The sequence below is a fragment of the Vibrio sp. SCSIO 43155 genome (assembly GCF_023716605.1).
Lineage (GTDB): Bacteria > Pseudomonadota > Gammaproteobacteria > Enterobacterales > Vibrionaceae > Vibrio > Vibrio harveyi.
In genome coordinates this window covers 81,085-105,350 of record NZ_CP071853.1, presented here as the reverse complement: position 1 = coordinate 105,350, position 24,266 = coordinate 81,085, and the positions used below count along the sequence as shown (strand labels likewise).

The 24,266-nt window shown below is 44.3% G+C and carries 20 protein-coding genes and 1 pseudogene; 6 read left to right on the top strand and 15 right to left on the bottom strand.

Annotated features, from left to right (window positions below; all coding sequences use genetic code 11):
• Window position 1: 1 nt before the first annotated feature.
• From dgoD to J4N44_RS17455, 7 genes are all read right to left on the bottom strand, one after another.
• Window positions 2-1,159 (bottom strand): galactonate dehydratase, encoded by a 1,158-nt coding sequence (gene dgoD / locus J4N44_RS17485; RefSeq protein ID WP_053049250.1) that lies wholly within the window; start codon window positions 1,157-1,159, stop codon window positions 2-4.
• A gap of 9 nt (window positions 1,160-1,168) precedes the next feature.
• On the bottom strand, window positions 1,169-2,449 hold the full coding sequence (locus tag J4N44_RS17480; RefSeq protein WP_053049249.1) for a TRAP transporter large permease: 1,281 nt from the start codon (window positions 2,447-2,449) through the stop codon (window positions 1,169-1,171).
• Window positions 2,449-2,994 (bottom strand): TRAP transporter small permease, encoded by a 546-nt coding sequence (locus tag J4N44_RS17475; RefSeq protein WP_053049255.1) that lies wholly within the window; start codon window positions 2,992-2,994, stop codon window positions 2,449-2,451. The genes J4N44_RS17480 and J4N44_RS17475 overlap by 1 nt, the downstream gene beginning before the upstream one ends.
• Before the next feature lie 56 nt (window positions 2,995-3,050).
• Complete coding sequence (locus tag J4N44_RS17470; protein WP_053049248.1) at window positions 3,051-4,034, bottom strand: TRAP transporter substrate-binding protein; 984 nt, start codon at window positions 4,032-4,034, stop codon at window positions 3,051-3,053.
• A 24-nt stretch (window positions 4,035-4,058) separates the two neighbouring features.
• A complete protein-coding gene (locus tag J4N44_RS17465; protein ID WP_050925014.1) occupies window positions 4,059-4,700 on the bottom strand; it encodes a 2-dehydro-3-deoxy-6-phosphogalactonate aldolase in 642 nt (213 codons plus the stop codon).
• Window positions 4,690-5,589, bottom strand: a complete 900-nt coding sequence (locus J4N44_RS17460) for a 2-dehydro-3-deoxygalactonokinase (protein WP_050925013.1) — start codon at window positions 5,587-5,589, stop codon at window positions 4,690-4,692. Before J4N44_RS17460 ends, J4N44_RS17465 begins: the two co-directional genes overlap by 11 nt.
• A gap of 117 nt (window positions 5,590-5,706) precedes the next feature.
• Window positions 5,707-6,423, bottom strand: a complete 717-nt coding sequence (locus tag J4N44_RS17455) for a FadR/GntR family transcriptional regulator (RefSeq protein WP_252045524.1) — start codon at window positions 6,421-6,423, stop codon at window positions 5,707-5,709.
• A 337-nt stretch (window positions 6,424-6,760) separates the two neighbouring features.
• Between J4N44_RS17455 and J4N44_RS17450 the strand changes: the two genes are divergently transcribed.
• Window positions 6,761-7,180, top strand: coding sequence for a VOC family protein (locus J4N44_RS17450; protein ID WP_009695869.1), 420 nt, complete (start codon window positions 6,761-6,763; stop codon window positions 7,178-7,180).
• Between the two features lie 80 nt (window positions 7,181-7,260).
• Here the strand turns inward: J4N44_RS17450 and J4N44_RS17445 are convergent, their stop codons facing one another.
• From J4N44_RS17445 to J4N44_RS17425, 5 genes and pseudogenes are all read right to left on the bottom strand, one after another.
• Window positions 7,261-7,878: a hypothetical protein gene (locus J4N44_RS17445; protein ID WP_005450025.1), complete on the bottom strand. Its 618-nt coding sequence runs from the start codon at window positions 7,876-7,878 to the stop codon at window positions 7,261-7,263.
• Between the two features lie 194 nt (window positions 7,879-8,072).
• Complete coding sequence (locus J4N44_RS17440; RefSeq protein WP_252045523.1) at window positions 8,073-8,612, bottom strand: CAP domain-containing protein; 540 nt, start codon at window positions 8,610-8,612, stop codon at window positions 8,073-8,075.
• A gap of 144 nt (window positions 8,613-8,756) precedes the next feature.
• Complete coding sequence (locus tag J4N44_RS17435) at window positions 8,757-8,903, bottom strand: hypothetical protein (RefSeq protein ID WP_252045522.1); 147 nt, start codon at window positions 8,901-8,903, stop codon at window positions 8,757-8,759.
• Window positions 8,904-8,906: 3 nt separating this feature from the next.
• Window positions 8,907-9,062, bottom strand: a pseudogene (locus J4N44_RS17430) (GNAT family N-acetyltransferase); the annotation flags it as partial.
• A gap of 467 nt (window positions 9,063-9,529) precedes the next feature.
• Window positions 9,530-10,450: a LysR family transcriptional regulator gene (locus J4N44_RS17425; protein WP_009695866.1), complete on the bottom strand. Its 921-nt coding sequence runs from the start codon at window positions 10,448-10,450 to the stop codon at window positions 9,530-9,532.
• Window positions 10,451-10,568: 118 nt separating this feature from the next.
• Between J4N44_RS17425 and J4N44_RS17420 the strand changes: the two genes are divergently transcribed.
• The 4 genes from J4N44_RS17420 (at window position 10,569) to J4N44_RS17405 (ending at window position 18,322) form a co-directional block, all read left to right on the top strand.
• On the top strand, window positions 10,569-12,203 hold the full coding sequence (locus tag J4N44_RS17420; RefSeq protein ID WP_050939206.1) for a glycoside hydrolase family 13 protein: 1,635 nt from the start codon (window positions 10,569-10,571) through the stop codon (window positions 12,201-12,203).
• A 41-nt stretch (window positions 12,204-12,244) separates the two neighbouring features.
• Window positions 12,245-14,050, top strand: coding sequence for an alpha-amylase family protein (locus J4N44_RS17415; protein ID WP_252045521.1), 1,806 nt, complete (start codon window positions 12,245-12,247; stop codon window positions 14,048-14,050).
• 255 nt (window positions 14,051-14,305) lie between these two features.
• Window positions 14,306-15,484: a maltose/maltodextrin ABC transporter substrate-binding protein MalE gene (malE, locus tag J4N44_RS17410; RefSeq protein ID WP_005450011.1), complete on the top strand. Its 1,179-nt coding sequence runs from the start codon at window positions 14,306-14,308 to the stop codon at window positions 15,482-15,484.
• Window positions 15,485-15,547: 63 nt separating this feature from the next.
• Window positions 15,548-18,322 (top strand): amylo-alpha-1,6-glucosidase, encoded by a 2,775-nt coding sequence (locus J4N44_RS17405; protein WP_252045520.1) that lies wholly within the window; start codon window positions 15,548-15,550, stop codon window positions 18,320-18,322.
• A 62-nt stretch (window positions 18,323-18,384) separates the two neighbouring features.
• Here J4N44_RS17405 and J4N44_RS17400 read toward each other — a convergent pair whose 3' ends face one another.
• Window positions 18,385-19,296, bottom strand: coding sequence for a MalM family protein (locus tag J4N44_RS17400; RefSeq protein WP_029788373.1), 912 nt, complete (start codon window positions 19,294-19,296; stop codon window positions 18,385-18,387).
• A gap of 95 nt (window positions 19,297-19,391) precedes the next feature.
• Window positions 19,392-20,780, bottom strand: a complete 1,389-nt coding sequence (locus tag J4N44_RS17395) for a carbohydrate porin (RefSeq protein WP_252045519.1) — start codon at window positions 20,778-20,780, stop codon at window positions 19,392-19,394.
• Between the two features lie 473 nt (window positions 20,781-21,253).
• On the opposite strand from J4N44_RS17395, the gene J4N44_RS17390 reads away from it, so the two are divergent.
• Window positions 21,254-21,949: a VC0807 family protein gene (locus J4N44_RS17390; RefSeq protein WP_005450007.1), complete on the top strand. Its 696-nt coding sequence runs from the start codon at window positions 21,254-21,256 to the stop codon at window positions 21,947-21,949.
• A 95-nt stretch (window positions 21,950-22,044) separates the two neighbouring features.
• Here the strand turns inward: J4N44_RS17390 and J4N44_RS17385 are convergent, their stop codons facing one another.
• Entirely contained in the window at window positions 22,045-24,078 is a 2,034-nt protein-coding gene (locus tag J4N44_RS17385; RefSeq protein WP_053049242.1) for a TonB-dependent receptor, read from the bottom strand.
• Window positions 24,079-24,266 lie beyond the last annotated feature (188 nt).

The window sequence follows — 24,266 nt, the reverse complement described above, 5'->3', positions numbered from 1 at the left end:
ATCACCACTCCGCAAACGAGCCATCTTTATGGGTCCAATGTGGGTTACGCCATTTAGGTAAAGTCAGAGCTTTTTCATGCTGCTCACGCATAAAATCTTCATCAATCTCGATGCCTAACCCTGGTTGCTCTAGATTGAGGCAGTAGCCCTCTTCGAAGTCGAAGACTTCCTTGTTCTTGACGTAGTCCAGTACATCATTGCCTTTGTTATAGTGGATACCGATACTCTGCTCTTGAATAATAGCGTTTTGGCATGTCGTATCAATGTGAACTGATGAAGCCAGCGCAATCGCTCCTAAAGGGCAATGAGGAGCGAGTGCAACATCATAAGTCTCTGCCATTGATGCAATTTTCTTTAGTTCCGTCAAACCGCCACAGTGGCAAACATCAGGTTGGATAATGTCGACACCACCACGCTCTAATAATTGTTTGAAGTCCCAACGAGAGTGGAGACGCTCGCCTGTAGCAATAGGAATAGCGCCATATTGAGCAATCTCGTGAATACAGTCAAAATGCTCAGCTAGTACAGGCTCTTCAACAAACATAGGTCGCATTGGTTCAAGCTCTTTCATCATGATTTTCGCCATTGATTTATGTACACGACCATGAAAATCAATCCCAATACCAAAGTCTTTACCCATTGCATCACGTAGTCCTTGAACACGATCTAATAGAGCGTCTACTTTGCTAAATTCATCGATGTAATTGAGCTCTTCGGTACCATTCATTTTAATCGCGTTAAAACCTAACTCTTTACGCTCTTTTGCCATGCGTACCACATCATCAGGTCGGTCACCGCCAATCCATGAATAGGTTTGAATTTTGTCCCGACATTTACCACCCAGCAATTGATATACAGGCACACCTAACGCCTTACCCTTGATATCCCACAGAGCTTGATCAATACCTGACAATGCACTCATCATGACTGCACCACCACGATAAAAAGTCGAACGATACAAGTAGTTCCAATGAAGTTCGATATCACGTGGGTCTTTACCAATCAGATATTCCATCAACTCATCAACACAAGTATGAACTGTATGGGTTCGACCTTCTAAACATGGTTCTCCCCACCCCACAATACCTTCATCAGTAATGATTTTTAAAAAACCCCAGCGTGGAGCAACAATGAACTTTTCGTAGCCAATAATTTTCATAATTCAGCCTTACTTAAATAATTCTGGTAGGAAAGTAACAACGCCAGGCATAAACACTAGAGCTATCTGCACAAGCAACATACTGATTAAAAAAGGAATAACTGCGCGGGTAAGTTGAACCATTGACGACCCAGTAATCCCTTTAGCCACAAACAAGTTCACTCCTACTGGTGGTGTAATCAACGCCAACTCAGTACCGACAATCAAGATGATGCCGAAGTGGAATGGACTCACCCCTAACTCAACCAAGATAGGTAAAAACAAAGGCGTATAAATTAGAATTTGCGCGGCGGTTTCGATAAATAGACCAGTAAACATAATCAGCGCGACAAATATCAACAGAATAAGTGTTGGGCTATCCGTCACTTCTAATATTGCTTCACCGATCATCTGAGGGATCATGCTAATGGTAAGATAACGAGCAAACGCAGTAGCAAAGCCCAGAATTATAATCACACATCCTGTCGTTAAGGCTGCACGAGATACTGTTGGAATCAGGTCTTTGACCGTCATCTCTTTGTGAATAAAGAAACTAACGATTAAGGTGTAAATCACTGTAATACACGCAGCTTCAGTCGCAGTAAAAATACCAGAGTAAATGCCACCTAAAATGATAACAGGGGTTAATAGAGCCCACTTCGCCTCTAAAAATGTCTCTTTTACTTTTGAAAGAGAGAAGCCCTCATCTTGACCTTTATAGCCTCGTCTTTTGGCAATCAAGTACACAGCTAGTATCAATCCGAAACCAATCATGCCTCCTGGAATAAATCCAGCTAAAAACATGTCACCAATAGAGATTTCTGCTGTAACCGCATAGATTATCATTGGAATCGAAGGTGGGATTAAGATGCCCAGAGAACCAGCAGAAGCGGTTAATGCACCCGCGAAATGGCGGTTATACCCCTTCTCGATCATGGATGGCACCATCATAGAACCGATGGCGGCAACCGTCGCCGGTGACGAACCTGAAATCGCAGCAAAGAACATACAAGCAACAACGGTCACAATACCTAAACCGCCCGCGGTTCGACCAACTAAGCTCGCGGCAAAGTTTACGATCCGCTTTGAAAGACCGCCTTTCTCCATCACAAAGCCAGCCATGATAAACATTGGTATAGCGAGATAAGTAAATGAATCTAGAGAGGTGAATGCAATTTGGGCAATAAACGAAATAGGGATGTCAGCCAATAGCAAAGCAAAGGCTGTACACATACCAATACTTATGGCAATTGGCATACCAATAGCAAGTAAGACCACAAAGAAAAACATTGTAATTAGAAATACATCCATTATTTTTCTCCTTGCTTATTGTTAATGTTTTTTAACGCTTCTTCAGCTTCACTTAACGCATATTCTTGATCCAACTTCCCTGTTATTCTTCGATATACACGCTGAATTAATCGCAAAGAAATCAAATAAAAAGTGAATGGGATAATTGCGTATACCCACCCAGCTTTCCACTCTAATGCTGGCGTTGTTTGTTCTAACGCTAAAGCATCAACAGAGAGTTCCAAACCGTAATAACCTACCCAGACCATAAATCCAGCAAAAGATAGATCAATAATTGAATCCAATATCTTTTTATTTCTACCTGTAACGAAACCATCAATGACTTCGACACGAACGTGTGCTCCACGAACGACAGCTAAACTCGCCGAAAAATATACTAAAGATATAAATACATATCTGGATAACTCTTCAGTCCAAGATAATGAAAAATTGAAAACGAATCGGAATAGTATTTGTAAAAAGCACAAAATAATTAGCGCAATAAAAAGAAACGTACTTATATATTCCTCAATATTGTCTAAGAATGAATTTTTATTATCATTCATAACAGCACCATATTTTATATTCAAGGGCTGCATTGCACAGCCCTTTTAGTAAGAGTTTACTGTAGCTTAGAAACTTCTTCGGTTAGTTTTTTGTATAGTTCAGGGTTGATCCTATCTGCGTATTTTTGAACTACTGGTGCCACTCTCTCGTGCATTTCGGCTTTTACTTCGGGCGAAAGCGGTGTGTAAACTAATCCTGCATCAATCATACCTTGCAGAGATTTTTCATCTTGCGCTTTTACAGATACGCGCATGTGGTTAATCGCAGTTCGTGCCGCTTGCTGCATTACTTGTTGTTCGTCGGCAGTGAGACCGTCATAAAACTTTTTGCCAACAACAAATATCACCCAAGAATATACATGACCAGTGTCTGAGATGTATTTCTGCACTTCGTACAGACGTTGAGAGTAAATGTTGGTATATGGGTTTTCCTGACCGTCAACAACCCCTTGCTGAAGCGACGAGAATAACTCAGAAAATGCCATTGGCGTTGGATTTGCACCCAACGAACGGAATGCATCTAAGTGCGCTTTGTTTTGCATTGTGCGCAACTTGAGACCATTCATATCTTCGATACTCTCAATTGGACGCACGTTATTGGTCACATGGCGGAAACCAAAGTTGCCATATCCTAAGCCTACGTAACCAGCAGCATCCAACTTGGATGACAACTCTTGTCCCCATTCACCATCTACCACCTGATTGGCAACTTCGTCATTTGGAAAGATAAAAGGAAGGGTTAATATATTGAAATCTTTGACGATATTACCAAGCACAGCTGGGGATGGTAGGTTCATTTGAACCGCATTGAATTTAATTTGCTCCAATGCTTCCTGATCATTACCCAACTGGTTACTTGGATATATAGTTACAGAGATATCAGTGTTTTCTTCTACGTACTGCTCAAACTTTTGCATCGCAGCATATTCAAAATGAGACTCTGGTACTCCAATACCGATTCGCATCGATTTCGCTTGAACATGGAGTGACATTGCCATTAGGGGTACAGCGGCTAGAGCAGCAATTTTACTTAGTTTCATAAGGTAGCCTTTTGCTTTTGTATGTTATATGGACATCCAACTGTCACGATACGCTTTTGCACGCACGCTTAAGTCTGAGGGTTTTATACCCTTCTTATATAAGCCAGACCCTAAGCCAAATCCGTCTACTCCAACATCAACGTACGACTTCATTTGCTCAGCATCTGCTTCAATACCACCTGTTGGGCAGCAGATCATTTCAGGAGGTAACACTGATTTGATTGCTTTTACACCACGAGGTTGAATGAGTTCTGCGGGAAAGAATTTCAATGCTGTTACGCCACAATCTACCGCAGTAAATGCTTCTGTCGCGGTTTGAATTCCAGAAAAAACAACGCAGTTTTTAGCACGTGCAGCCCGAATAACTTCTGGATTCATATTTGGCGTAACAATCAATCTTGCTCCGGTTTCAAGCACTGGAATCAAGCTCTCTATGTTAGTTACAGTACCTGCACCAATAATTGCTTGTTCACCATAGACATCAACCAACATTTTGATACTTAGCACTGCATCAGGTGAATTTAAGGGTACTTCAATAAATCTGAACCCATTGTCAATTAATACCTTAGCAATATCTAAAACCTCATTTGGTTGCACACCTCGTAATATTGCGATTAACGGAAGCTCTTTGAACCAAGGGTTATTTCTTAATTCATTAGTATTCATTGTTATCACCATTGCTATAGATTTTAGTTATACCCTTTAGAAAACAATCTTCACCATCAATAACTTCAAAGTTAATCTTAAGATAATCCAAGGCCACCGCATAATTTGAGGCGAGTTTCTTTGAACCAACTAAATATAGTTTATCCTGTTTACTCGATAAAACTAATTCATGCCCAATAAGAAGCCCCGATATATATGAATGTATGAACTCATCATTTATATCATTAAACAACTTAAATGTTCTTGCACTAAAAAGCACATGATTTAGAGGGTACTTATTACCAAGTGAAACACCTTTAATAAAGGCATCTTTATTATAAGATTGTTTTGGCAACGACTTACCTAATATACTACTCCCAGTCAAGAGGGAATATAGTTCACCAGTCATAACCGTTGAGTAAGATGTTATCTTCCCTTTTTCCCACCTAGAATTTTTACTATGTGTACCAAATAATATCGCTTGAAAGTCACCTTTAACGGTCTCACTCAGACCGATAAGTTGTATTTCTTCTCCTCGCATCACTTCCGGGTTTCCGAATTGATTAATACAACTCACACCAGACACAATTTTGGCTTGATGCCCTGAAAGTAGTTCAACGCTATAAGTATTATTAGCTAAATCTTTCGCTGAAACTGGAGCTTGAACATAGGGGACTTCTTTCCACCCCTGTTGAGACCCAACCATACCCGCCATAATCACAGGTAAGCAACCAAAGGTACTATTCCAATGATTGATCAACAGATCGAATACTTGCGGAAATTGAGCTTTGGGTACTGAGAGCAGCCCCTTGGCTTGCTCTATTTTATCTAAACATTCGCCACTTTCTGTCATTAAGAACGCCCTAAAATTAGTCGTTCCCCAATCAACAGCAATCCAACTCGGATCCATTACGCCCCCATGTGTTACTATAAGTCATTTCTTGTAATACAAGGCATTATATGCAAAAAGTAACACCTTGAAGTGTTGAATCTGATTTAAAGCAAGTGACGAGTTTTTGATCTCTATCTAACGGATTAACTCTGTCCCTTTGAGCTTTTTAACTGTTTTAGCAATCGCACCCATGATTATTTCACGCATTTTATCTCTTGCCTCTTCAGGCTTACGCATTCTAACAGCGTCCATTACTTCATAATGGTCATCTAACGCGGGCTTACTTAGAATTACATCCTGTTCTAAGGTACGAGAGAATGAAACTTCCATCGTAGTAGTTAAAGCGTCCCCTAGTGAAATCAAAAATGGGTTCTTTGTCGCTATTAAAAGTTGCTTGTGAAATTCGATATCACCGATGTTAATTTGTGCTCTGTCGTTCCTCTCCAAACCTTGCGCCATAAGGTTATAACTACGCTCTAAAGATGCAAGATTATCACCTGTCGCGTTCACTGCGGCCAACGCTGCAGCATTAGGTTCAACCATCAATCGAACTTCCAGCAAGTGAGGAATAAACGTGTCAGAAGCTTTATATTCTGTCACCCAACGTAAGACATCGTGATCCAACCAATTCCACTTACCTGGCGTATTTGCAACACTGCCAACTTTGGGTGTGATTGTAATGAGCCCCTTACTCGCCAATGTTTGTAGCGCACTTCTAACAGAAGTTCTTGAAACACCTAACGACAGTGCCAACTCATTTTCGCCTTTTAAAAACTCCCCTGCGGGCGTCTTCTCTTTCAATATGTCACTAACTATATGGTTAATCGCCAACGTTGATTTGGACTTTATCATTCTTGTATTCATTACCGTAAAACTTGTAATACATGATAGAGCAAAAATTAGCCACCCTCTGTGAGCTATTTCATGTTTTACGAATATAGACAGATCTATCAAATATTATTGCCGGCAAAAGCTACTTCCCTCTACCTTTCCTATTCCCCTCGGCAAAATCAGAAGTCTACTCACTACAGGTGTCATAAATAAATCTCATTAAAAAACAATCAATTGAAATGAAACAAAAACACATAGCCTATTTAATCCAAAAATTCCAAAAAGCCCTTTACCTCAACTTAACTTGAGGTTTTAGCATGTTCATCGTTGGCTAGGAAATGAAAGAAAGGAGCGCACAATGATCCAACTAGAACATGTGAACTTAGTGGTAAAGGATATCCCAGAAATGCTGAAGTTTTATCAAGCGGCATTTCCGCATTGGTATGTACGTGATGAAGGTACTGGCGAATGGAGTGGAAAGCCGAGAAACTGGCTGCACTTTGGCGATGAATACCAATACATTGCAATGAGCGACCACGGCGAAGGCAACAACCGAGAATTAAGTGGTCACCAAGTTGGTCTCGCACACTTCGCCTACGTGACTAATGACATCGACGGCGTGACAAAACGATTGATTGAAGCAGGTTATCCAATTGCCCAACCCGGCGCAAAAGAGCCATACCGTAAGAACATTTACTTTGTTGACCCAGCTGGCTTTGAAATCGAATTTGTAGAATACCTTACCGATGATCCAAAACTACGTAACTTAACGAGTTAATACCAAGTATAAAAAACGCCAGCAGGAATTCCTTGCTGGCGTTTCGTTTATCAAGGGGGCGTAATTGACGATGCTCGTATCTATTGAGAAAGAGACGGGCGGTAAGGCTCTTCTCGAACACCGTGTGAGAGCACTAACTTAATAATGAAGATTGGTGCTAACCATTCTAAACCAGTCGGAGCCGGGACTAATGTCGAAAGAATGATGGATAACATGACTGCAAGTAGCGCAACCGGACGTTGTAAATAAAGCGGCAGGAAGTGCAAAAACACAACCGATACCATCATCACGGCATACCAGAAAAACGCGTAAGACCAAGCGACATCAAAACATAACGGCACAGCAAACAATTGAAAGTGAATAGCAGGGAACAAGAATTTGCTGCCTACCAATTTGCCCATCCAAGTCAGCTCAAGTTTTTGGTCGGTATGTAGAAATCGCTTCATCGAGCCTAAAGAGTTCGTCAGAACACCTCCAATCATATCTAACGTGAGCAATGACGCGACAATAATTTGAAGCCAACTCCACTCCAAGGTTTGCCATGCAAAAAAGTAGAGGATCACTGGAGCAATAAACGCTGCGTAATTGGCGATCATGGATTCCGCTTTGGTTGCACCAAACCCAGTCGTGAAGTTGAACTTACCCTCACAATCCCAATTGATATGCGCATTCTTTATCGTAGTTTTACTCGTAGACATCATTCGATCCCCTTCATTTAAACGGCTTATTCATTTCAAATCTTTTAAGACCACTCGGTCTATAAAAAGAATAATCGATCAAAACTTATCTTGTTAATTTTTTAGACCAACTGTACCAAAATAAAAATAAAGCCAGTTGAGTCTCCTCTACTGGCTTTATCTGTTTGTTGTCCAGACTGATCTATTTGTCGTCATCAACGCTGCTTGGCGAAGACTTGGGTCCAGTAATAGCGATAATTCGTCGATTGGTTCTCCACCATGGATGAGCCCATCTGGTCGAAGTCGGCGTTCATGATATTAAGGCAGTGCCCTTCACTCGATAGCCAAGAGTTCATTACCGCATCGATTGAACGTTGCCCTCTCGCGACATTCTCTCCTAACCTGCTCCAAGCATAACCTGTGGCATTGACGCGACTGGAAAGCGTGCTGCCATTTGATCCGGTATGGCTCATAAAATCACTGTTTGCCATATCGCTAGAGTGTCCATAAGCTACGCTTTCTAAATCGTAACTCCAAGTAAGCGCTCCAACGGGAGGCATAGTTCTTGAGCCACATTGCTGAGTTTTAGATCGAGCATCGTTAACTGCAGCAAGCATTTGCTCGGCAAAAGTGGTGGCTGTAGGTGGTGTATCAGGGGATTGTGAGCCGCTGTCTGCAGGTGATGACGAATCTCCATCGCCACCGCATGCACTGAGAAGTAGCGCCAAAGTAGGCACTAAGATCTTTGTTGGCATTGTCTGTCCTTATCTGTTTGACGAAAGGCAAAAAACGCTTTCGATAACCAAGTTCAATAACCTAACAAAAACCAATAAAAGCACCATATGGTGCAAGGTGTTTTAACCAAATACTCACGCTACGCTTTCATAGCTCGAATTTGCTTACGACTGGAGATTCAATTCCATATCGATACGGTGCATATCGACACCCCAACCATCAGGGATGTAGTTCAGCTCTACGGCACCATATTTGGCAAAAAACGGCGCAGATAAATGACTTGCGGCGATTTTGATTTGGGGGATGTTCAACTGCTAAGCTCGGTGAATCGCTCGGCTCATAAACTCATGACCAATCTTCATGCCTTGCGCTTTTGGTGAGATTAAAATCCAGTTCAAGCTATGAAATGCCTGTGTTTTGCCACTCAAACCATAAGCACCAACGAGTTCACCATTTAGAAAGCACACTTCATAACCTTGTGGGTCACTATCAAGAAACTCCGCGTAATCTTCTCTTTCATTAGTTGCGAAATATACCCAAGTAACCTCGAGATGCTAGGTTCAGCGAGACTGACTTGGTTTGTAGACGCGGCGGCGATTTAAAGGTTTAGTGGGTCTAAATCAAGAATCGACAACAAAGTATACAAGCCAAGGCAGCTCGCCCTTTGGGAGCCTGTCATTGACCCGATTGCTGCGTCAAACAACTTGGAAAGAGCCGGCTATTACACTGCGTTGCTTTCCTTGCTCTCGAATCAATGACAACGCTCTGAATCCTGCATCTTGAAGTCACTTGGGTATATTCAGGGCAGTTTTCATCGAAGATGCGCAGACAATCCTCTTTATCACTTGGTAGGAAGGCTCTGAAACTTATGTTGTTGGTCATAAAATTATCTCTTTAGAATCGATTCGTGCTTACTATGAGGGTATGTAAGACCTTACTAAATCTCTGTCGTCATGGTCAGGATTTCATTAATAAGGAACTGAGCTTTGTCGTTATCTAACTGGCGTTTGTGATAGATACCGACGTTACCGATTTTACTGGTATCTGTGTGCAAACACTTCACGCCGTTTTTCTCCATCCAACCGTTCATCTTATCGCTGTAAGGCATAATAGCATTGGTCGTTTCGAGCAAATCCAAGCTAGCAAGTAGCGAACCGACTTCATAAACCACAGGTGCAGTTTCATTGGATTGGTTGAAGATTTGATCGTACTCGAATGCGTTGTTGAGCACTGAGCTGTATCGAGAATGCCCCGGCGTTACGCGGATCAGTGGATAAGCAGACATCGCCTCGGATGGTGATTCCAAAAACATTTTGTCATTAAGTAGAGGGTGGTCTCGATGAACAAAGAAAGACTCTTGATCTTGGAACAGCGGTCTGAACACCACCGGCATAAGATCTTTCAATCCGCCGATTTCGTGACCAATAAATAAATCTATATCACCTTGAATCAGGTGCTGCATCAAAGAAAGGTTGTTGCCAAATTCAATATAGAGTGAGCTATGAGGATGCGCTTCTTGGTATTTGGTGATCCCATGTCGCACAAAAAGCTCCCACCACGCTTCACCAACACCGATCTTCAGTTTGCCATGTTCCCTTTGATGCATGTCTTGAATTTTGTGCATCAAATCGAGATGTTTTTCTTGCTGTTCCTCGACATAACGGAGAAACACTTGCCCGTATTCTGTCAGCTCTACGCCTTTAGAACGACGTATTAATAGCGATACACCCATATCGCTTTCTAGCTTCTTGATCGCCGTTGTCAGGGTTGGTTGTGTTACATGCAGCAGCTCAGACGCCTTCTTGATGTTTCCGGTTCTGGCTACGGTCAGAAAATATCGATTCACTCGATTCATCATCGCCCACTCATTTAGGTATCAATTTTTCCTATATCATAAGCAAAAAGTTCAATTTCTACTAGCGGGGAAAAGCCACTATATTTTGTCTTAGATTTTTGATTGAAAAGGCACAAACAACATGGAAAAAACGTGGTGGCATAATGCAGTCGTTTATCAGATTTACCCACGCAGTTTTTACGACTCCAACAATGATGGCATCGGTGATCTAAAAGGTGTCATCAGCAAACTGGATTACTTGAAAAACCTTGGCATCAACGTGATTTGGCTCTCTCCTGTTTACCAATCGCCAATGGATGACAACGGTTACGACATTTCAGACTATCAAGCCATCGCACGTGAGTTCGGCACCATGGAAGACATGGAACAGCTATTCAAAGAAGCTGGCGAGCGTGATATCAAAATCGTTATGGATTTGGTGGTTAACCACACTTCGGATGAGCACCCTTGGTTCGTTTCTGCGCGTGAATCTAAGGATAGCCCGTACCGCGATTACTACATCTGGCGTGATGCAGACTCAGAAGGCAATCTACCAAATAACATCGAATCGATTTTTGGTGGCGATGCTTGGCAATGGGACGAGAAAACCGAGCAGTACTACTTCCACCTCTTTTCAAAACGCCAGCCAGATTTGAACTGGGAGAACCCGAAAGTTCATCAAGAAGTATTCAAGATGATGAACTGGTGGATTGAAAAAGGCATCGGCGGTTTCCGATTGGATGTGATTGATCTGATAGGAAAAGAAGTCGACAAAGGTATCACGGGCAATGGCGATCGCCTGCACCCGCTGCTGCAACAAATGAACAAAGAAACCTTCGGTGGCAAAGATGTATTAACGGTCGGTGAAACTTGGGGGGCAACGCCTGAGATCGCTAAGCTGTACAGCGCGCCAGAGCGTCATGAGCTGTCGATGGTGTTCCAATTTGAACACATTACCCTAACCTGGCAAGGTGGCGACAAATGGCAGCCGATTCCGCTCGACCTTAAAGAATTCAAAGACGTGCTAACCAAGTGGCAAGTCGAGCTGCAAGACACGGGTTGGAACTCCCTATTTTGGAACAACCACGATTTGCCTCGTGCAGTGTCGAAGTTTGGCAATGACAAAGCCTATCGAGTCGAGTCAGCCAAGATGCTAGCAACAACGCTGCACTTTTTGAAAGGCACGCCATACATCTATCAAGGCGAAGAGATTGGCATGACCAACGTGGCGTTCGACCAACTAAGCGATTACCGCGATATCGAAACGCGACAATTCTACGATGTGAAAACCGCTGCCGGTATCAGCCACGAGCACATGATGGATGCGATTCACAAGAACAGTCGTGATAACGCGCGTACACCAATGCACTGGAACGCATCAGAGTACGCGGGCTTTACCAGCGGAGCACCTTGGATTGCGGTCAACCCGAACTACCCACAGATTAATGTGGAAGCGGCGCTTAACGATTCGAACTCGATCTTCTACCACTACAAGAAGCTCATTGAGCTGCGTAAACGTCATGAAACCATCGTCTACGGAAGCTTCACTCCAGTATGGCAAGAGCATCAACACGTGTTTGGCTACGTGCGCGAATACCAAGGTGAACAGTTGTTTATCGTGAGTAACTTCTCAGAGCACGAGCAAACCTTACAAGTCCCAACCCAATATCAAGCCGATCAGGTAGAGTGCTTAATCAGTAACTATGCGACGCCTTGTGCGATTGCAGCGACGATAACTCTCGCACCTTACGAGTCTTTCGCAGTCAAACTGAAATAAATTTTGGAGGATATGGGAGCCACGAGCTCCCTTAAATATCTATGAATTCCGCAGCGAACGTTTATCAAGTTTTCACCCGACTATTTGGCAACACCAACACCACCAATCAACCTTGGGGCACCATTGAGCAAAACGGCGTCGGTAAGTTCAGTGACTTTAACGACAAGGCGCTCACTGCCATTCAACAGCTTGGCATTACGCATATTTGGTACACCGGAGTACCACACCATGCGGTGATCCGCGATTATAGTGCCATTGGCATTGAGAACGACCATCCAGCGGTGGTGAAAGGACGTGCAGGCTCGCCTTATGCGGTGAAAGATTATTACTCCGTGAATCCCGATTTGGCGGATGATCCAGCACATCGATTAGAAGAGTTTGAAGCCCTTATCGAGCGTACGCATGCGCACAACATGAAGGTCATTATCGATATTGTGCCAAACCACGTTGCCAGACGTTACCAAGGTTTGAACAACCCTGTCGGTGTACGAGATTTTGGTGCCGATGACGATACGAGCGTTGAGTACCATCGTGACAACAATTTCTATTACGTTCCTAATCAAGCGTTTGAGTTACCTAACATTCCTGAGCAATTTTCCCCGCTAGGTGACCCGACGCTGATTAGGAACCTTTCTAACTTTGAAAAATTGCCTGCCTTTGAAGAGTTTCCCGCCAAATGGACCGGCAACGGCTCTAGGCTTGCTCAACCGCAATTTGATGATTGGTATGAAACCGCCAAAATCAATTACGGCGTGCGCCCAGACGGCAGCAAAGATTTCCCAGAACTGCCAGCCGATTACGCAAACAAATCCCATGCTGAGCATTTGCAATTCTGGCAAGACAAAACGCTGCCAAACTCTTGGTATAAGTTCCGCGACATAGCGCTTTACTGGATAGACAAAGGCGTCGATGGCTTCCGTTATGACATGGCGGAAATGGTGCCTGTCGAGTTTTGGAGCTTTATGAATTCCAGCATCAAAGCGGTCAATCCAGAGGCGTTTTTGATGGCAGAGGTGTATCAACCGCACCTGTATCGCGACTACATTCATCTCGGCAAGATGGATTATCTGTACGACAAAGTTGACCTCTATGATTGCCTCAAAGACGTGATGCACAGCAAACGGCATGTGAGCAAAATCAGTGAGATTCAAGAAAGCATGATGGATATTGAACACCACATGCTGCACTTTCTTGATAACCACGATGAGCAGCGTCTCGCCTCACCTGAGTTTGCGGGCAGTGCAGAGAACGGCTTGCCCGCTATGTTGATTTCTACCCTACTTAGCACCTCACCAACCATGGTGTATTTCGGACAAGAAGTGGGAGAAGCAGGAAGAGAGAACGCAGGCTTTGGGCAACCAAGTCGTACCTCCATCTTTGATTACATCGGTGTCCCAGAACACCAAAAGTGGATGAATCATGGCAAGTTCGACGGGGGCTTGTTATCGCAACAACAGAAAGAAGTAAGAGCCTATTATCAACGCTTACTCAACTTAGCTTTGACCTCGCCAGCCAAAATGGGAGGTTACTTTGACCTGTATCCAAGTAATCAACAAGCCTTGGGGGAAGAGTCATTCTGCTTTGCTCGCTATTCGAGTCAGCAATTGATTTTGGCAGTCGCACGATTAAGGGGAGAACAACCTCAAAACATAGAGTTGGTCATGCCATCTGAGCTGATCAAAAAACTCGAACTGCGCGATGGCGAGTACATCTTAAAAGACGCTATGAATCGTCTTTCTCCACTCACCTTACGCGTCGAAAATGGTGTCGGTAAATGCCAACTGAATATCGAGCCACAGTGCGCTAGTGCTTTCACACTAGATATAGACACTTCCATCGCAGATTAAATTTGGCTGCTGTTCACAAAAACAGTCAAAACCTTCCAAGTCCCTTCTCTACATCAACCACCGCAAAGCATTGGCTACTGGGTATCACCCAAGCCAATGCGCTTCCCCGATCACATTCCAACGCATTGATATAGAAAAATGTAATACCAACGACAAAGAAATCAATTTTAACCGCTAAGTGCATCCCCGTATTATCAAACCGTGAAACAACAGCTGACGTCCAGTCACTAGGTTTGAAACAAGGAATCTATCGCAATGAAACCTATTCTAAAAACACTTTCGCTTTGCACTTTATCTGTTCTTTTAGCGCCTTCTGTTTCTGCAATGCAGGAAGGTGAGATCATCATTTGGATCAACGGTGATAAGTCTTACCAAGGATTGAGCCAAATTGGTCAACAATTCGAAGAAGATACGGGGATTAAAGTTAATGTTCAGCACCCGGATTCTCTAGAAGAAAAGTTCCAACAACACGCCGCGACAGGCGGTGGTCCTGACATCATCTTCTGGGCACACGACCGTTTTGGTGGCTACGCTCAAGCGGGCTTACTGCAAGAAGTGAAACCGAGCCAAGAGTTTAAAGATAAGCTTGTCGATTTCAGTTGGGATGCGGTCACTGTAGATGGCAAAATCTTTGGCTACCCTCTGGCTATCGAAGTCCCTTCTCTAATTTACAACAAAGACCTGTTGCCAAACCCACCTAAGAGTTGGGAAGAGCTGGAGTCCATCCACCAAGCGATGCAAAAACAAGGCAAGAAAGCGATCATGTGGGACGTGAAAAACGCTTACTTCACTTGGCCAATGATTTCAGCTGGCGGCGCTTATGCTTTTGGTAAAACAGCAGAAGGCTACGATGCTAAAGACACGGGTGTAAACAATGAAGCGGGTGTGGCTGGTCTGCAATTCCTTGTCGACATGGTCAACAAAGGCATCGTCGATCCAAATATGGATTACTCAGTATCCGAAGCGTCGTTCACCAAAGGTGAAGTGGCAATGACCATCAACGGTCCGTGGTCTTGGGGCAACCTAGACAAAATGGATGTGAACTACGGCGTTGCCGTGTTGCCAACCTTAAACGGCGGTAAAGGTAACCCATTCGTTGGCATTTTGAGTGCGGGTATTAACGCATCAAGCCCAAACAAAGATCTGGCTGTTGAGTTTCTAGAAAACTACCTATACCAAGACGCCGCATTGAAGATCATGGATGACGACAAGCCACTTGGTGCCGTGACACTAAAATCGTTCCAGAAAGTGCTGGAAAGTGACGAGCGCATTAAATCAACCATGATCAACGCAGAAAACGGCGAGATCATGCCGAACATCCCTCAAATGACGTCTTACTTCTTTGCGGAAGGTGCTGCTATCGATAACGCGATGCAAGGCAAGCAAACCGTGAAAGACGCCCTAGACACTGCAGCAAAACAAATTGTTCGCTAATTCTTTCATGTTCGTATTTGGCACAGTTCGCTGTGCCTTTTTTATTTTATGAGACTCTAGAATATGCCCCAATACCCAACGTTATATCTGAAAGGCACACTAAATGGTTGGGGGCTAGATACGCCTTTCCAGCCAATTGATGAGCACCAACTACAAGCTAGCGTAGTTTTCCCAGCCGATAGACACCAATTCAAAATCGCCGATTTGAATGGCAGCGAAGAATGGACGTTCGCCGCAGATGATATTAAAGCAGTGAATATCAGTTTGAATCAAAAGCTCTCGCTTATTCCAACTCAAGGCATTGGTAATGATTTGGTGTTTGAACCAAAACAATCAGGTCGTTATTTGCTGACGCTCGACTTCAGCACAGCGTCGCCAAGTCTAAGCGTCAAACCCGCAATGGCAGACACCGCCTCCTTACTCACTCAATTGAAATTCGATCATCTCATCACTTCGCAATCAGGTCCTATCCCCGCTAAATCATTGCCAAGCACAGCCAAAATCCTTCCGCTCGATGAGTTGTTCGAGGCGTTGGCGATCAAGAGCGAAACGCCTTTCCCATTTGTGTTTGGTGATAACCTCGACGGCTACTATGAAGGCACCACACACAGCGCTTTGGGCACGGCACGTTATCGCCATCATCAAGGTTGGTATTTAGGTGGTTTTGCCTCAAGCATTGGCAACGCATTCAACGAAAAAACACAGGCGCAGTATGCCTGCTTAATGCCATATGGAATCGAACATCATTATGAGAATGCCAGTAAAGATGGCTTGTCCTTGATCGCAGGGCAACGCCTTGCTGCACTGAATGTGGAATCCACCAGCAGCGAAATGTTGGCACTGTTTCCTGAACTCAACCTCAATCCATCGTACTGCCAAGTAGAAGCGTTGGAAGATTGCCTGCTTATCTCTGTCGCTCCAGACATCTGCCCTGAAGGCTCGCTCTCGTTTATCGCGATCAGCGCAAACCAAAGCTTCCGAGCACAAACGCTCAATGAGAGAGATTCGAACGTCAGTGATAACGTACTATCCGGCAGCCAAAACATTCAAATTAAGCTCAGTTCAGAGACCACAACGAACCGCTTCACTGCCTACTTTGCTTTCTCCAACAACAAAACCGATGCTATCCAACAAGCACAAAATGCAGCCCTCGAACATGCAGAGTTGAAACATCAAAACGCAGTATTTGAGTTTTTGACCAAGAACTATTTTTGGTGTGACGATCTGGAATACAACCGCGCCGTTATGTGGGCACGATTGGCCAGCCGAACCTTCGTCAATAAAGAGCTGGGTACCGGCATCTGGGCGGGGTTGCCATGGTTTAAAGACTGTTGGGGCAGAGACACCTTTATCGCGCTGCCCGGCACCAGTTTAGTGAATGGCGAGTTTGACGAAGCCCGCGACATCATCACCAACTTTGCTTCGATGCAGTTAGATGATCTGAAAGACAAAAATCATGGTCGAATTCCAAACCGTGTCACCAGCGAGACTAATATCATCTACAACACGACCGACGGCACACCGTGGATGATTCGCGAGATCTTCGAATACATTAACTACTCCGGTGATACACAGTTCGCCCAGCAAATGTTGCCCATCATAGAGCGCTTTATTGAAGGGGTTGAAAAGCACTATCTCGATGATGATGGCTTGATGCGACATCGCGATCCCGATACCTGGATGGACGCCAAGATCAACGGTCAGATCCCATGGTCACCTCGTGGTCCGAAAGCCAACGACATCGAAGCATTGTGGTTTGAGAGTCTACAAGTGGCAAACCAACTTGCAAAATGGAATGGTGACCACGCCTTAGCGGAACATTGCCAAACTTTGGCGAACAAAGTGAAAGCCAGCTTTATCGACAAGTTCTGGGATAGCGAATCCATGTGCTTAGCGGATCATCTCAAGCAAGACGATGTGAAAGACATCAGTATTCGCCCAAACCAGCTAATGACGTTGACCATTCCGACCAGCCAAGCCTTAATTCCAGAGTATATTGGGCAGCACATTGTAAAGAACAGCGTCGAGCATCTGCTTTTCCCTTGGGGCATCTGCTCTTTGCAACAAGAGCACCCAGGATTCCACCCCTATCATGACAACCGCCCTGAGTATCACAAAGATGCGGCATACCATAATGGGACCATTTGGGGTTGGAACGCAGGCTTCACTGTGGGCGCACTTACCCGTTACCAGCAACAAGATTTAGCGTATCAACTGAGCAAAAACTTAGCCCATCAGATTTTATATCAGGGACATCGCGGCACCATGAGCGAAAACTTGGATGCTTACCAAGCGTCTGCGACGTCCGTCATTCAAAGCGGAACTTATGCTCAAGCGTGGTCAGTGTCGGAATTTGCTCGTAACACTCAGCAAGACTATCTCGGCTTTACGCCACAGCTCTCGCGCAACACCATCAAGCTTTGCCCAAGCTTACCATCAACTTGGAAACACCTAAGCGCTCGACTGCCGTTTGGTGATAACAACGCCCTGCATGTTGACGTCGAACAAGCTGAGAAAACCAAATTCTCATTTGAGTTTGAACGCCCTCAACCTGAAGTTCAGTTCATCGTGAAACTGCGCGGTCAGGAATATGAGGTCGGCATTGAAGCCGATGTGATTGACGGTTCAATTGAGATCGAATGGTACCCAGAATCCGGGCAAATGAAGTGTAATCGTGATGGTGTAAAAACCAGATTAAAACCATTAGCACCAGTTACTTTGTTGGAGGGATTAACCTTCACTCAACCTAACCCAGCACTATCGCACCGAGCGCTTGAGGAAGAGAACTACTTGCTCAACAAGCGTTCTGCAGAAAAGCTATGTATTGCTAGAGACTAAAAAAACTCAGAGGGCGCGAAAGCGCTCTCTGAGGTCCAAAAATAGACACTTTAATAATGGAGTTACTTGTTATCTACGGCGTCAACAAACACTTTCTGTGCGCCGTCGATACCCAATCGGTTGGCTTCTTCTAGCAGCGTCATCGCTTTTGATGTTTGGTTGTTCTTCACTGCTGCTCGAATAGATTCAAAATAATAGGCTCGTGTATCAGCATGAACACTCGTTGATGCCGATTTCGTGTTCGAACTTACTGCTGACGATGTTTGCATGGTTGCTGATGCTGGCGCTGACAATTTTACCGGAGCCACCACAACTGCCGCTTTCTGTGTCTCTGTGGTACGTGAAGGCGCGGCTAACGATAAGGTTTTGATCGCCACTTCCAAAGAGCCAAAAGCTTCATAAGTATATTTCGGGTCGGTCACCATCGGCATTGGCTGACCCAACTCCACAGCACGCTCTTTGGCAGGATGAGGAATTTGAATCGAATCACCTAGCTCGCTTTCATCAGTATAAACAATAAAGTAAGGCGTTTTCTCAACGTCGAGCGTAAAGCTCAGCTGGTATTGAGTGCGTGTAAGCATGCCCGTGGTTTCGATATCAAAGCTATCATGATCATTGATATTCACGATATTGAACGCTTTATCTAAAGTGATCAGCTTAGGCGCGAAAACCTCGCCATTGACCATATGGCTGGCAAGCTGAATATTCACTTTGCTTGAACGCGCTGGCAACTTAAACGCAGCAAAATAGCTGTTCCCTTCAGCGAAGCGACCTACCGGCGAATCCGCATTAATCGAAAACTCAATTTGCTCATTAGTGCCGAGCTCTAACCATGGAAATTCAGAGAAGTTGTTGCAGCAAACTGCCGCTTCCGGCACCGATTGCAACGTCGTCGCTTCCAATGTTGGAGAAGCCGCACATGCGGTTAACGCCGAGCTCAACATGAGGGCAAGGATTACACGGTTTTTCTGCATGATTTATCTCTCTTTCTCAAGGTAAAACAGATCTGCTAAACAATCATTCAAAAGCAAACAAGGCAGCGCTATTCGCTGCCTTTTGCAAAGTGTGGTTAGAACCAAATTTCGGTGTGAACACCAATCACGGTTTCATTTCTACCATCCTCGATGCCAATCTGACGCGCGCTCGCTTCATCATCAGCGGTAATGTAGCTCACGTAAGGTTTGATTTGAGGACGACCAAAGTAGTCTGCGTTTACAGTAAACGCCGCCGCGAGTTCGATGTTGTAAATATCACTTTCGACATCATCCCCTGTACGTCCCCAGTAGCCTTCAGCCCCTTCTTCATGACCATAAGACGCCGTCATCTCAAGACGAAGGTTATCGTTCACTTTATAAGAAGGACGGACAGCCACAAGGTAGCGTTTTAAGTCATCAGCACCAAACAGTTGGTCGAGTGCACCGATATAGGTAATTTCAGAACCCATCTGCCAGTTTTCAGAGATGTTTAGCACACCGTAAGAAGTGAAGAATAGAGATTCAGCTTTATCGTCACCGCCAGACCAACCACCAAAGTTCACGCCACGGTTTTGCGCGACACCTTTACCGTAGGCAAGTGCGTTTTGCGTCCAACCGTCTAAGCCGTAGTAACTCGTGTTCAAAGTAATTGCAGCGCCAAAGCCATCATCTGAAGAATTGTCTTTGCCTTCTTGCTGCATGTATTTAAAGTCGAAATCTACGCTACCGAAGCCCACATCTACGCCATAGTAGTAGAAATCCAAAGTAGAAACGGTAGTGCGCTCAGCATTGGCTTTAACAATCTCACACGTCGACGCATTGCTGTTGTCTTCACACACCAACACATCTGGTGCGCCTGCGTCTGGATCGGCAATCACATACGCGATACCTGCGGTGTTGCCAGCGAGCTTAGTTTGAATACCGGCACCAACACCTGATGACTGCTTCCAGAACTCACCAGATAACAGACCAGACGCACGATTTAGGAAGCGTTGACCACCCCAAATCGAGGTGTCTTCCCCAAAGTAAGGCAGCGCACCGATTTCAACAAACGCTTCCTTCACTTCAAACTGTGCAGTGGTATTGTCTTTTTGGCTACCCGCAGAAGAGTAGGCATAAGAGTTGCCGTTGCCATATTCAGAGCGAACAACAAAGTCAGACCAAACACCGTTCGCGTGCTCAGTATGCTTTTTGATGATGAATTCAACTTGGTTGGTACTCTTACCGTGTGTACCTGCTGTTTTGTAATCTGGTTTGCCAAATTCAGTATCCACTGATTTGCCATCAACAGTTCTAAAGTTCATTGACGCATAGCCGAAGATTTCCCAACCATCAGCGATAACATCGGTACCATTTACTTTTTCAACAACGGGTGCGGCTTCATCACCAGCGATCACATCTAACGCCACTTCGGTCTCAGCAAAGACGGCACCTGTCATTAAAACAGATGTAATTGCGGCAGCCACTGCACTTACTTTTTTCATTCTAAACTCCGATACGGACAACTAAATTCGTGTGCTTCTCTTGCGGAAAGCATTGCTGTTTCTATGACGTATGATGGAGTGAAAAATAAGCGGCTAAAAATTGATTTAATTGACGATGATATTGTTATTTTTTATATCAGAGCGGTTTGAGATGGATTTTAAAAGCATTGATAGAATCAATTACAACGTAATGCGCGTTAAACGAACTAAGAATGATTCACGGTAAATAGTAAGGAAGATGAGAATTTGTGAACACTGCCAAATTTAGCGTTTTAAGCGCACGGCGGTTTTGAGATCACGATGCAGCACATATTTGCCCCGCCAAACACAACTTACGGAAATAAAGCAATATTACCGTCCCATTTCATAAGTCGTTACACAACTCGGGGCTTTAAGACTTTACATCTGGCGCAAGGAGTAGAACACTTCTCACAAAGTAAAACCCAAGCCGACATAGTAGAGTCAGTAAAATTATGAGTAACACCACGGCGAAAAAGTCGAATCCATTATTCGAAGTCCTGTTTAACGTCATCATCCCTTCCTTCATTTTGATGAAGTTCAGCGGTGAAGAACACTTAGGTACAGCAATGGCACTCGTTGTTGCCTTGGCGTTCCCATTGGTTTATGGCGGCATGGATCTTATCCGCAACAAGAAATTCAACTTCATTTCTGCACTTGGTTTTATCAGTGTGCTGTTAACCGGTGGTATTGGCTTGTTAGAGCTAGACACACGTTGGTTAGCGTTAAAAGAGGCGTTGATTCCAGGCCTGATAGGTATTGCAGTGTTAGGCTCAACCTTCACTCGTTATCCGCTAATGCAAAAGCTTGTATTGAACGATACCATCTTGAACCTACAACTGATTAACGAACGTTTAGAGCAGAATGGTAAAACGCAAGCATTTGAGCGTTGCCTGATGTCGTCGAACTATCTGTTCGCTAGCACGTTCGCTTTCTCATCTGCGATGAACTATTTTCTAGCAACTTGGATTGTAACTAGTCCATCGGGCACAGCGGCGTTCAATGAAGAGTTGGGTAAGCTCACCCTTTACAGCTACCCAATGATTGCTATCCCAAGTATGTTGATGATGTTTGGTATTTTCTACTACATCTGGCGTCAAGTTCGCGCGATGACGTCGCTAGAAACCGAGCAGATCTTCCATACCAAGTAATGCTTGTTGCACCTTGATAGGCAAAGTTAGATAAAAAGAACCCCGATAATTGATAACCAATTATCGGGGTTTTGTTTTTAAGAGTAATTTATCACTTAGAAGCTGTAAGCCACTGACGCTTTGAAGTTACGACCAGCTTCGTAGCTAGTGTACTTATCTGAACCCCAAGAAATACCAAAGCCTGTATGCTCTGCGTACTGCTTGTTGAATAGGTTGTCTACCGCTAGGTTAAGTGATAGGTCTTTTGCAAAATCTGGTACGTAAGCCGCCCATAGGTTGTGCGTTGCAAAACCTGCACGTTCAATCTTGTCACCATCTTCGTCTTTGTAATCATTACCCGGAACGAAACGTGAATCCCAGCCGAACACAAACTCGCTGGTTAGATCGTACTTGAAGCCCGCCTTGATGTTATGGATACCAGTTTTGTTCATGTGGCTCTTCTTGCCATTCTTCAGGCTCGTTTGCTCACCATCAGAGTATGAGTGGTTTGCGTAAAGCGCGAAGTCTTCAATGCTGTAGGTGAATACCGTCTCTACACCCCAAACTTCAACATCGTATTGGTTTACCAAAGTTGTGTTGTTTTTGGTTGGGTGCATTTGGTTATCTAGATCATACTGGTAAGCAGTAAAACCAAGGATTGCATCGTCTGCCATCAGCAAACCAGACATGTCGTAATCAAAGCCTGCTTCGTAGTTGTTACCCGTCATCGCTTTGGTATCAGACTGTTTAACATCGCTCGCCGCTTTCATGGTTAGCGTTTCTGGCAGTGAAGCCCCTTTGAATAGACGACCGTAACCAATACGAAGTTTTAGGTTGTCTGTGGTTTGGTATTCACCTTGGAACTTAGGCGATAGTTGATCGTATTTACCTTTAAACACGCCACCCAGCTCATGAACATCGTAGCGAAGACCGGTTACGAAACGGAAGTCATTAATCTCAAACGCATCTTGAGCGTAAATACCGTAAGCCGTTACAGTACCGCCATCCATGTCGTAGTTCTTCGTTTGACCTTGCTTTGAACCTGAGGTGTAGTGACCTAAACCAGAGTCAATCCACTGCTCCGCTTTGTAGCCTTCGAAGCCGTAAGTCAGCTCGTGTTCACCAACCCAAGAGATATTGCGGACGTCACCACCAATGGTCGTCACGTTGTATTCGCGATCAGGAATTGATAGGTCACCATCTTTGGTGAATTCCCAAGCGCCGTTCACCTTCTTCCAATCGCCGTACTCTTCGACTAACGCGTCGCGTTCCATGTATTGACGGTTGTAGTACAAGTTGGTTTTTAAGTTAACCAAGTCGCTTCCATTATCGAAACGGTGCTCGAACGTCACGGTATCACGGTTAAGTGAGTTGTAGTTGTGATCATCATGTAGGTAAAGTGCGCCTGCTTTTTCACCCGATAGCTGACGCTTACCGCCATCTTGGTAGGTGTTAAAAGTAAGCTTAAATTCATTAGCATCGTTTGGAACGAAGACTAGCTTCACCAAGCCAGATTTCAGTTCACCTTGCTTTGAAGTCACGTCATCTTTACCAGGAATGTAAAGATCGCCGTCTTCTGAGTAGTTGATGATACCCATCAACTGAAGTTCATCATTCAACTGCGCGTAAACCGCAACATTCGTCGTGAAGCGCTCATAAGCCGTTTGATACCCCGTTTTAACGCGAGCACCGACGCTTTCGCCTTCCGAAAGTAGATCGCTGGGATCTTTCGTTTCGTATTTAAATGAACCGTTAATCGCACCAGCACCAGACAGTACTGAGTTACCACCTAGCGTGATTTCAGCTAACTTAAGCATCGCAGGATCGAACGTTTGGTCGCCCGAGTGGTGGAATAGCTGACCTTCTTGACGCGCACCATCAATGGTTACGACAGAGAATTTGTCTTCCATACCGCGAATGTAAACTTTACGAGAGTAACGAGCGTTACCGTCAACCGTAACACTCGGCATGGTGTTCAATACGTCTTTAATATCCGACGCTTGTTTGAGCTCTAACGTTTCAGCGTTAATCTCAGTTTGAACAAGTTGATCAAGGGCAGAACCGACAACAACAATATTTTCATCGGAAGCGTGAGCAGCAAAAGAGGCAATGGCAACGGTGATGGCTGCTGATAGTGACTTCAGTTTCATAATACTACTTATATTTTATAAACAACAACGTGGTGCGAAGCATAATACACAACATTAATGATAATTAATCTCATTTACATTCTTTACGTTAATGAGTGATTTATTTTTATTCAGAATGAACCAGGCATCGTCAGTAAATCACTCAGCAGAAAAGAGCAAAAAAGTGCGAGGAAGTGGGTGTTGGACGG

Coding starts and splice junctions, on each gene's coding strand:
- J4N44_RS17445 (WP_005450025.1), bottom strand. CDS start 7,878: ATGTCTACGAGTAAAACTACGATAAAGAATGCGCATATCAATTGGGAT.
- J4N44_RS17390 (WP_005450007.1), top strand. CDS start 21,254: ATGAGTAACACCACGGCGAAAAAGTCGAATCCATTATTCGAAGTCCTG.
- J4N44_RS17385 (WP_053049242.1), bottom strand. CDS start 24,078: ATGAAACTGAAGTCACTATCAGCAGCCATCACCGTTGCCATTGCCTCT.
- J4N44_RS17460 (WP_050925013.1), bottom strand. CDS start 5,589: ATGGATCCGAGTTGGATTGCTGTTGATTGGGGAACGACTAATTTTAGG.
- J4N44_RS17470 (WP_053049248.1), bottom strand. CDS start 4,034: ATGAAACTAAGTAAAATTGCTGCTCTAGCCGCTGTACCCCTAATGGCA.
- J4N44_RS17475 (WP_053049255.1), bottom strand. CDS start 2,994: ATGAATGATAATAAAAATTCATTCTTAGACAATATTGAGGAATATATA.
- J4N44_RS17395 (WP_252045519.1), bottom strand. CDS start 20,780: ATGAAAAAAGTAAGTGCAGTGGCTGCCGCAATTACATCTGTTTTAATG.
- dgoD (WP_053049250.1), bottom strand. CDS start 1,159: ATGAAAATTATTGGCTACGAAAAGTTCATTGTTGCTCCACGCTGGGGT.
- J4N44_RS17425 (WP_009695866.1), bottom strand. CDS start 10,450: ATGATGAATCGAGTGAATCGATATTTTCTGACCGTAGCCAGAACCGGA.
- J4N44_RS17455 (WP_252045524.1), bottom strand. CDS start 6,423: ATGATAAAGTCCAAATCAACGTTGGCGATTAACCATATAGTTAGTGAC.
- J4N44_RS17440 (WP_252045523.1), bottom strand. CDS start 8,612: ATGCCAACAAAGATCTTAGTGCCTACTTTGGCGCTACTTCTCAGTGCA.
- J4N44_RS17420 (WP_050939206.1), top strand. CDS start 10,569: ATGGAAAAAACGTGGTGGCATAATGCAGTCGTTTATCAGATTTACCCA.
- J4N44_RS17405 (WP_252045520.1), top strand. CDS start 15,548: ATGCCCCAATACCCAACGTTATATCTGAAAGGCACACTAAATGGTTGG.
- malE (WP_005450011.1), top strand. CDS start 14,306: ATGAAACCTATTCTAAAAACACTTTCGCTTTGCACTTTATCTGTTCTT.
- J4N44_RS17400 (WP_029788373.1), bottom strand. CDS start 19,296: ATGCAGAAAAACCGTGTAATCCTTGCCCTCATGTTGAGCTCGGCGTTA.
- J4N44_RS17415 (WP_252045521.1), top strand. CDS start 12,245: ATGAATTCCGCAGCGAACGTTTATCAAGTTTTCACCCGACTATTTGGC.
- J4N44_RS17450 (WP_009695869.1), top strand. CDS start 6,761: ATGATCCAACTAGAACATGTGAACTTAGTGGTAAAGGATATCCCAGAA.
- J4N44_RS17480 (WP_053049249.1), bottom strand. CDS start 2,449: ATGGATGTATTTCTAATTACAATGTTTTTCTTTGTGGTCTTACTTGCT.
- J4N44_RS17465 (WP_050925014.1), bottom strand. CDS start 4,700: ATGAATACTAATGAATTAAGAAATAACCCTTGGTTCAAAGAGCTTCCG.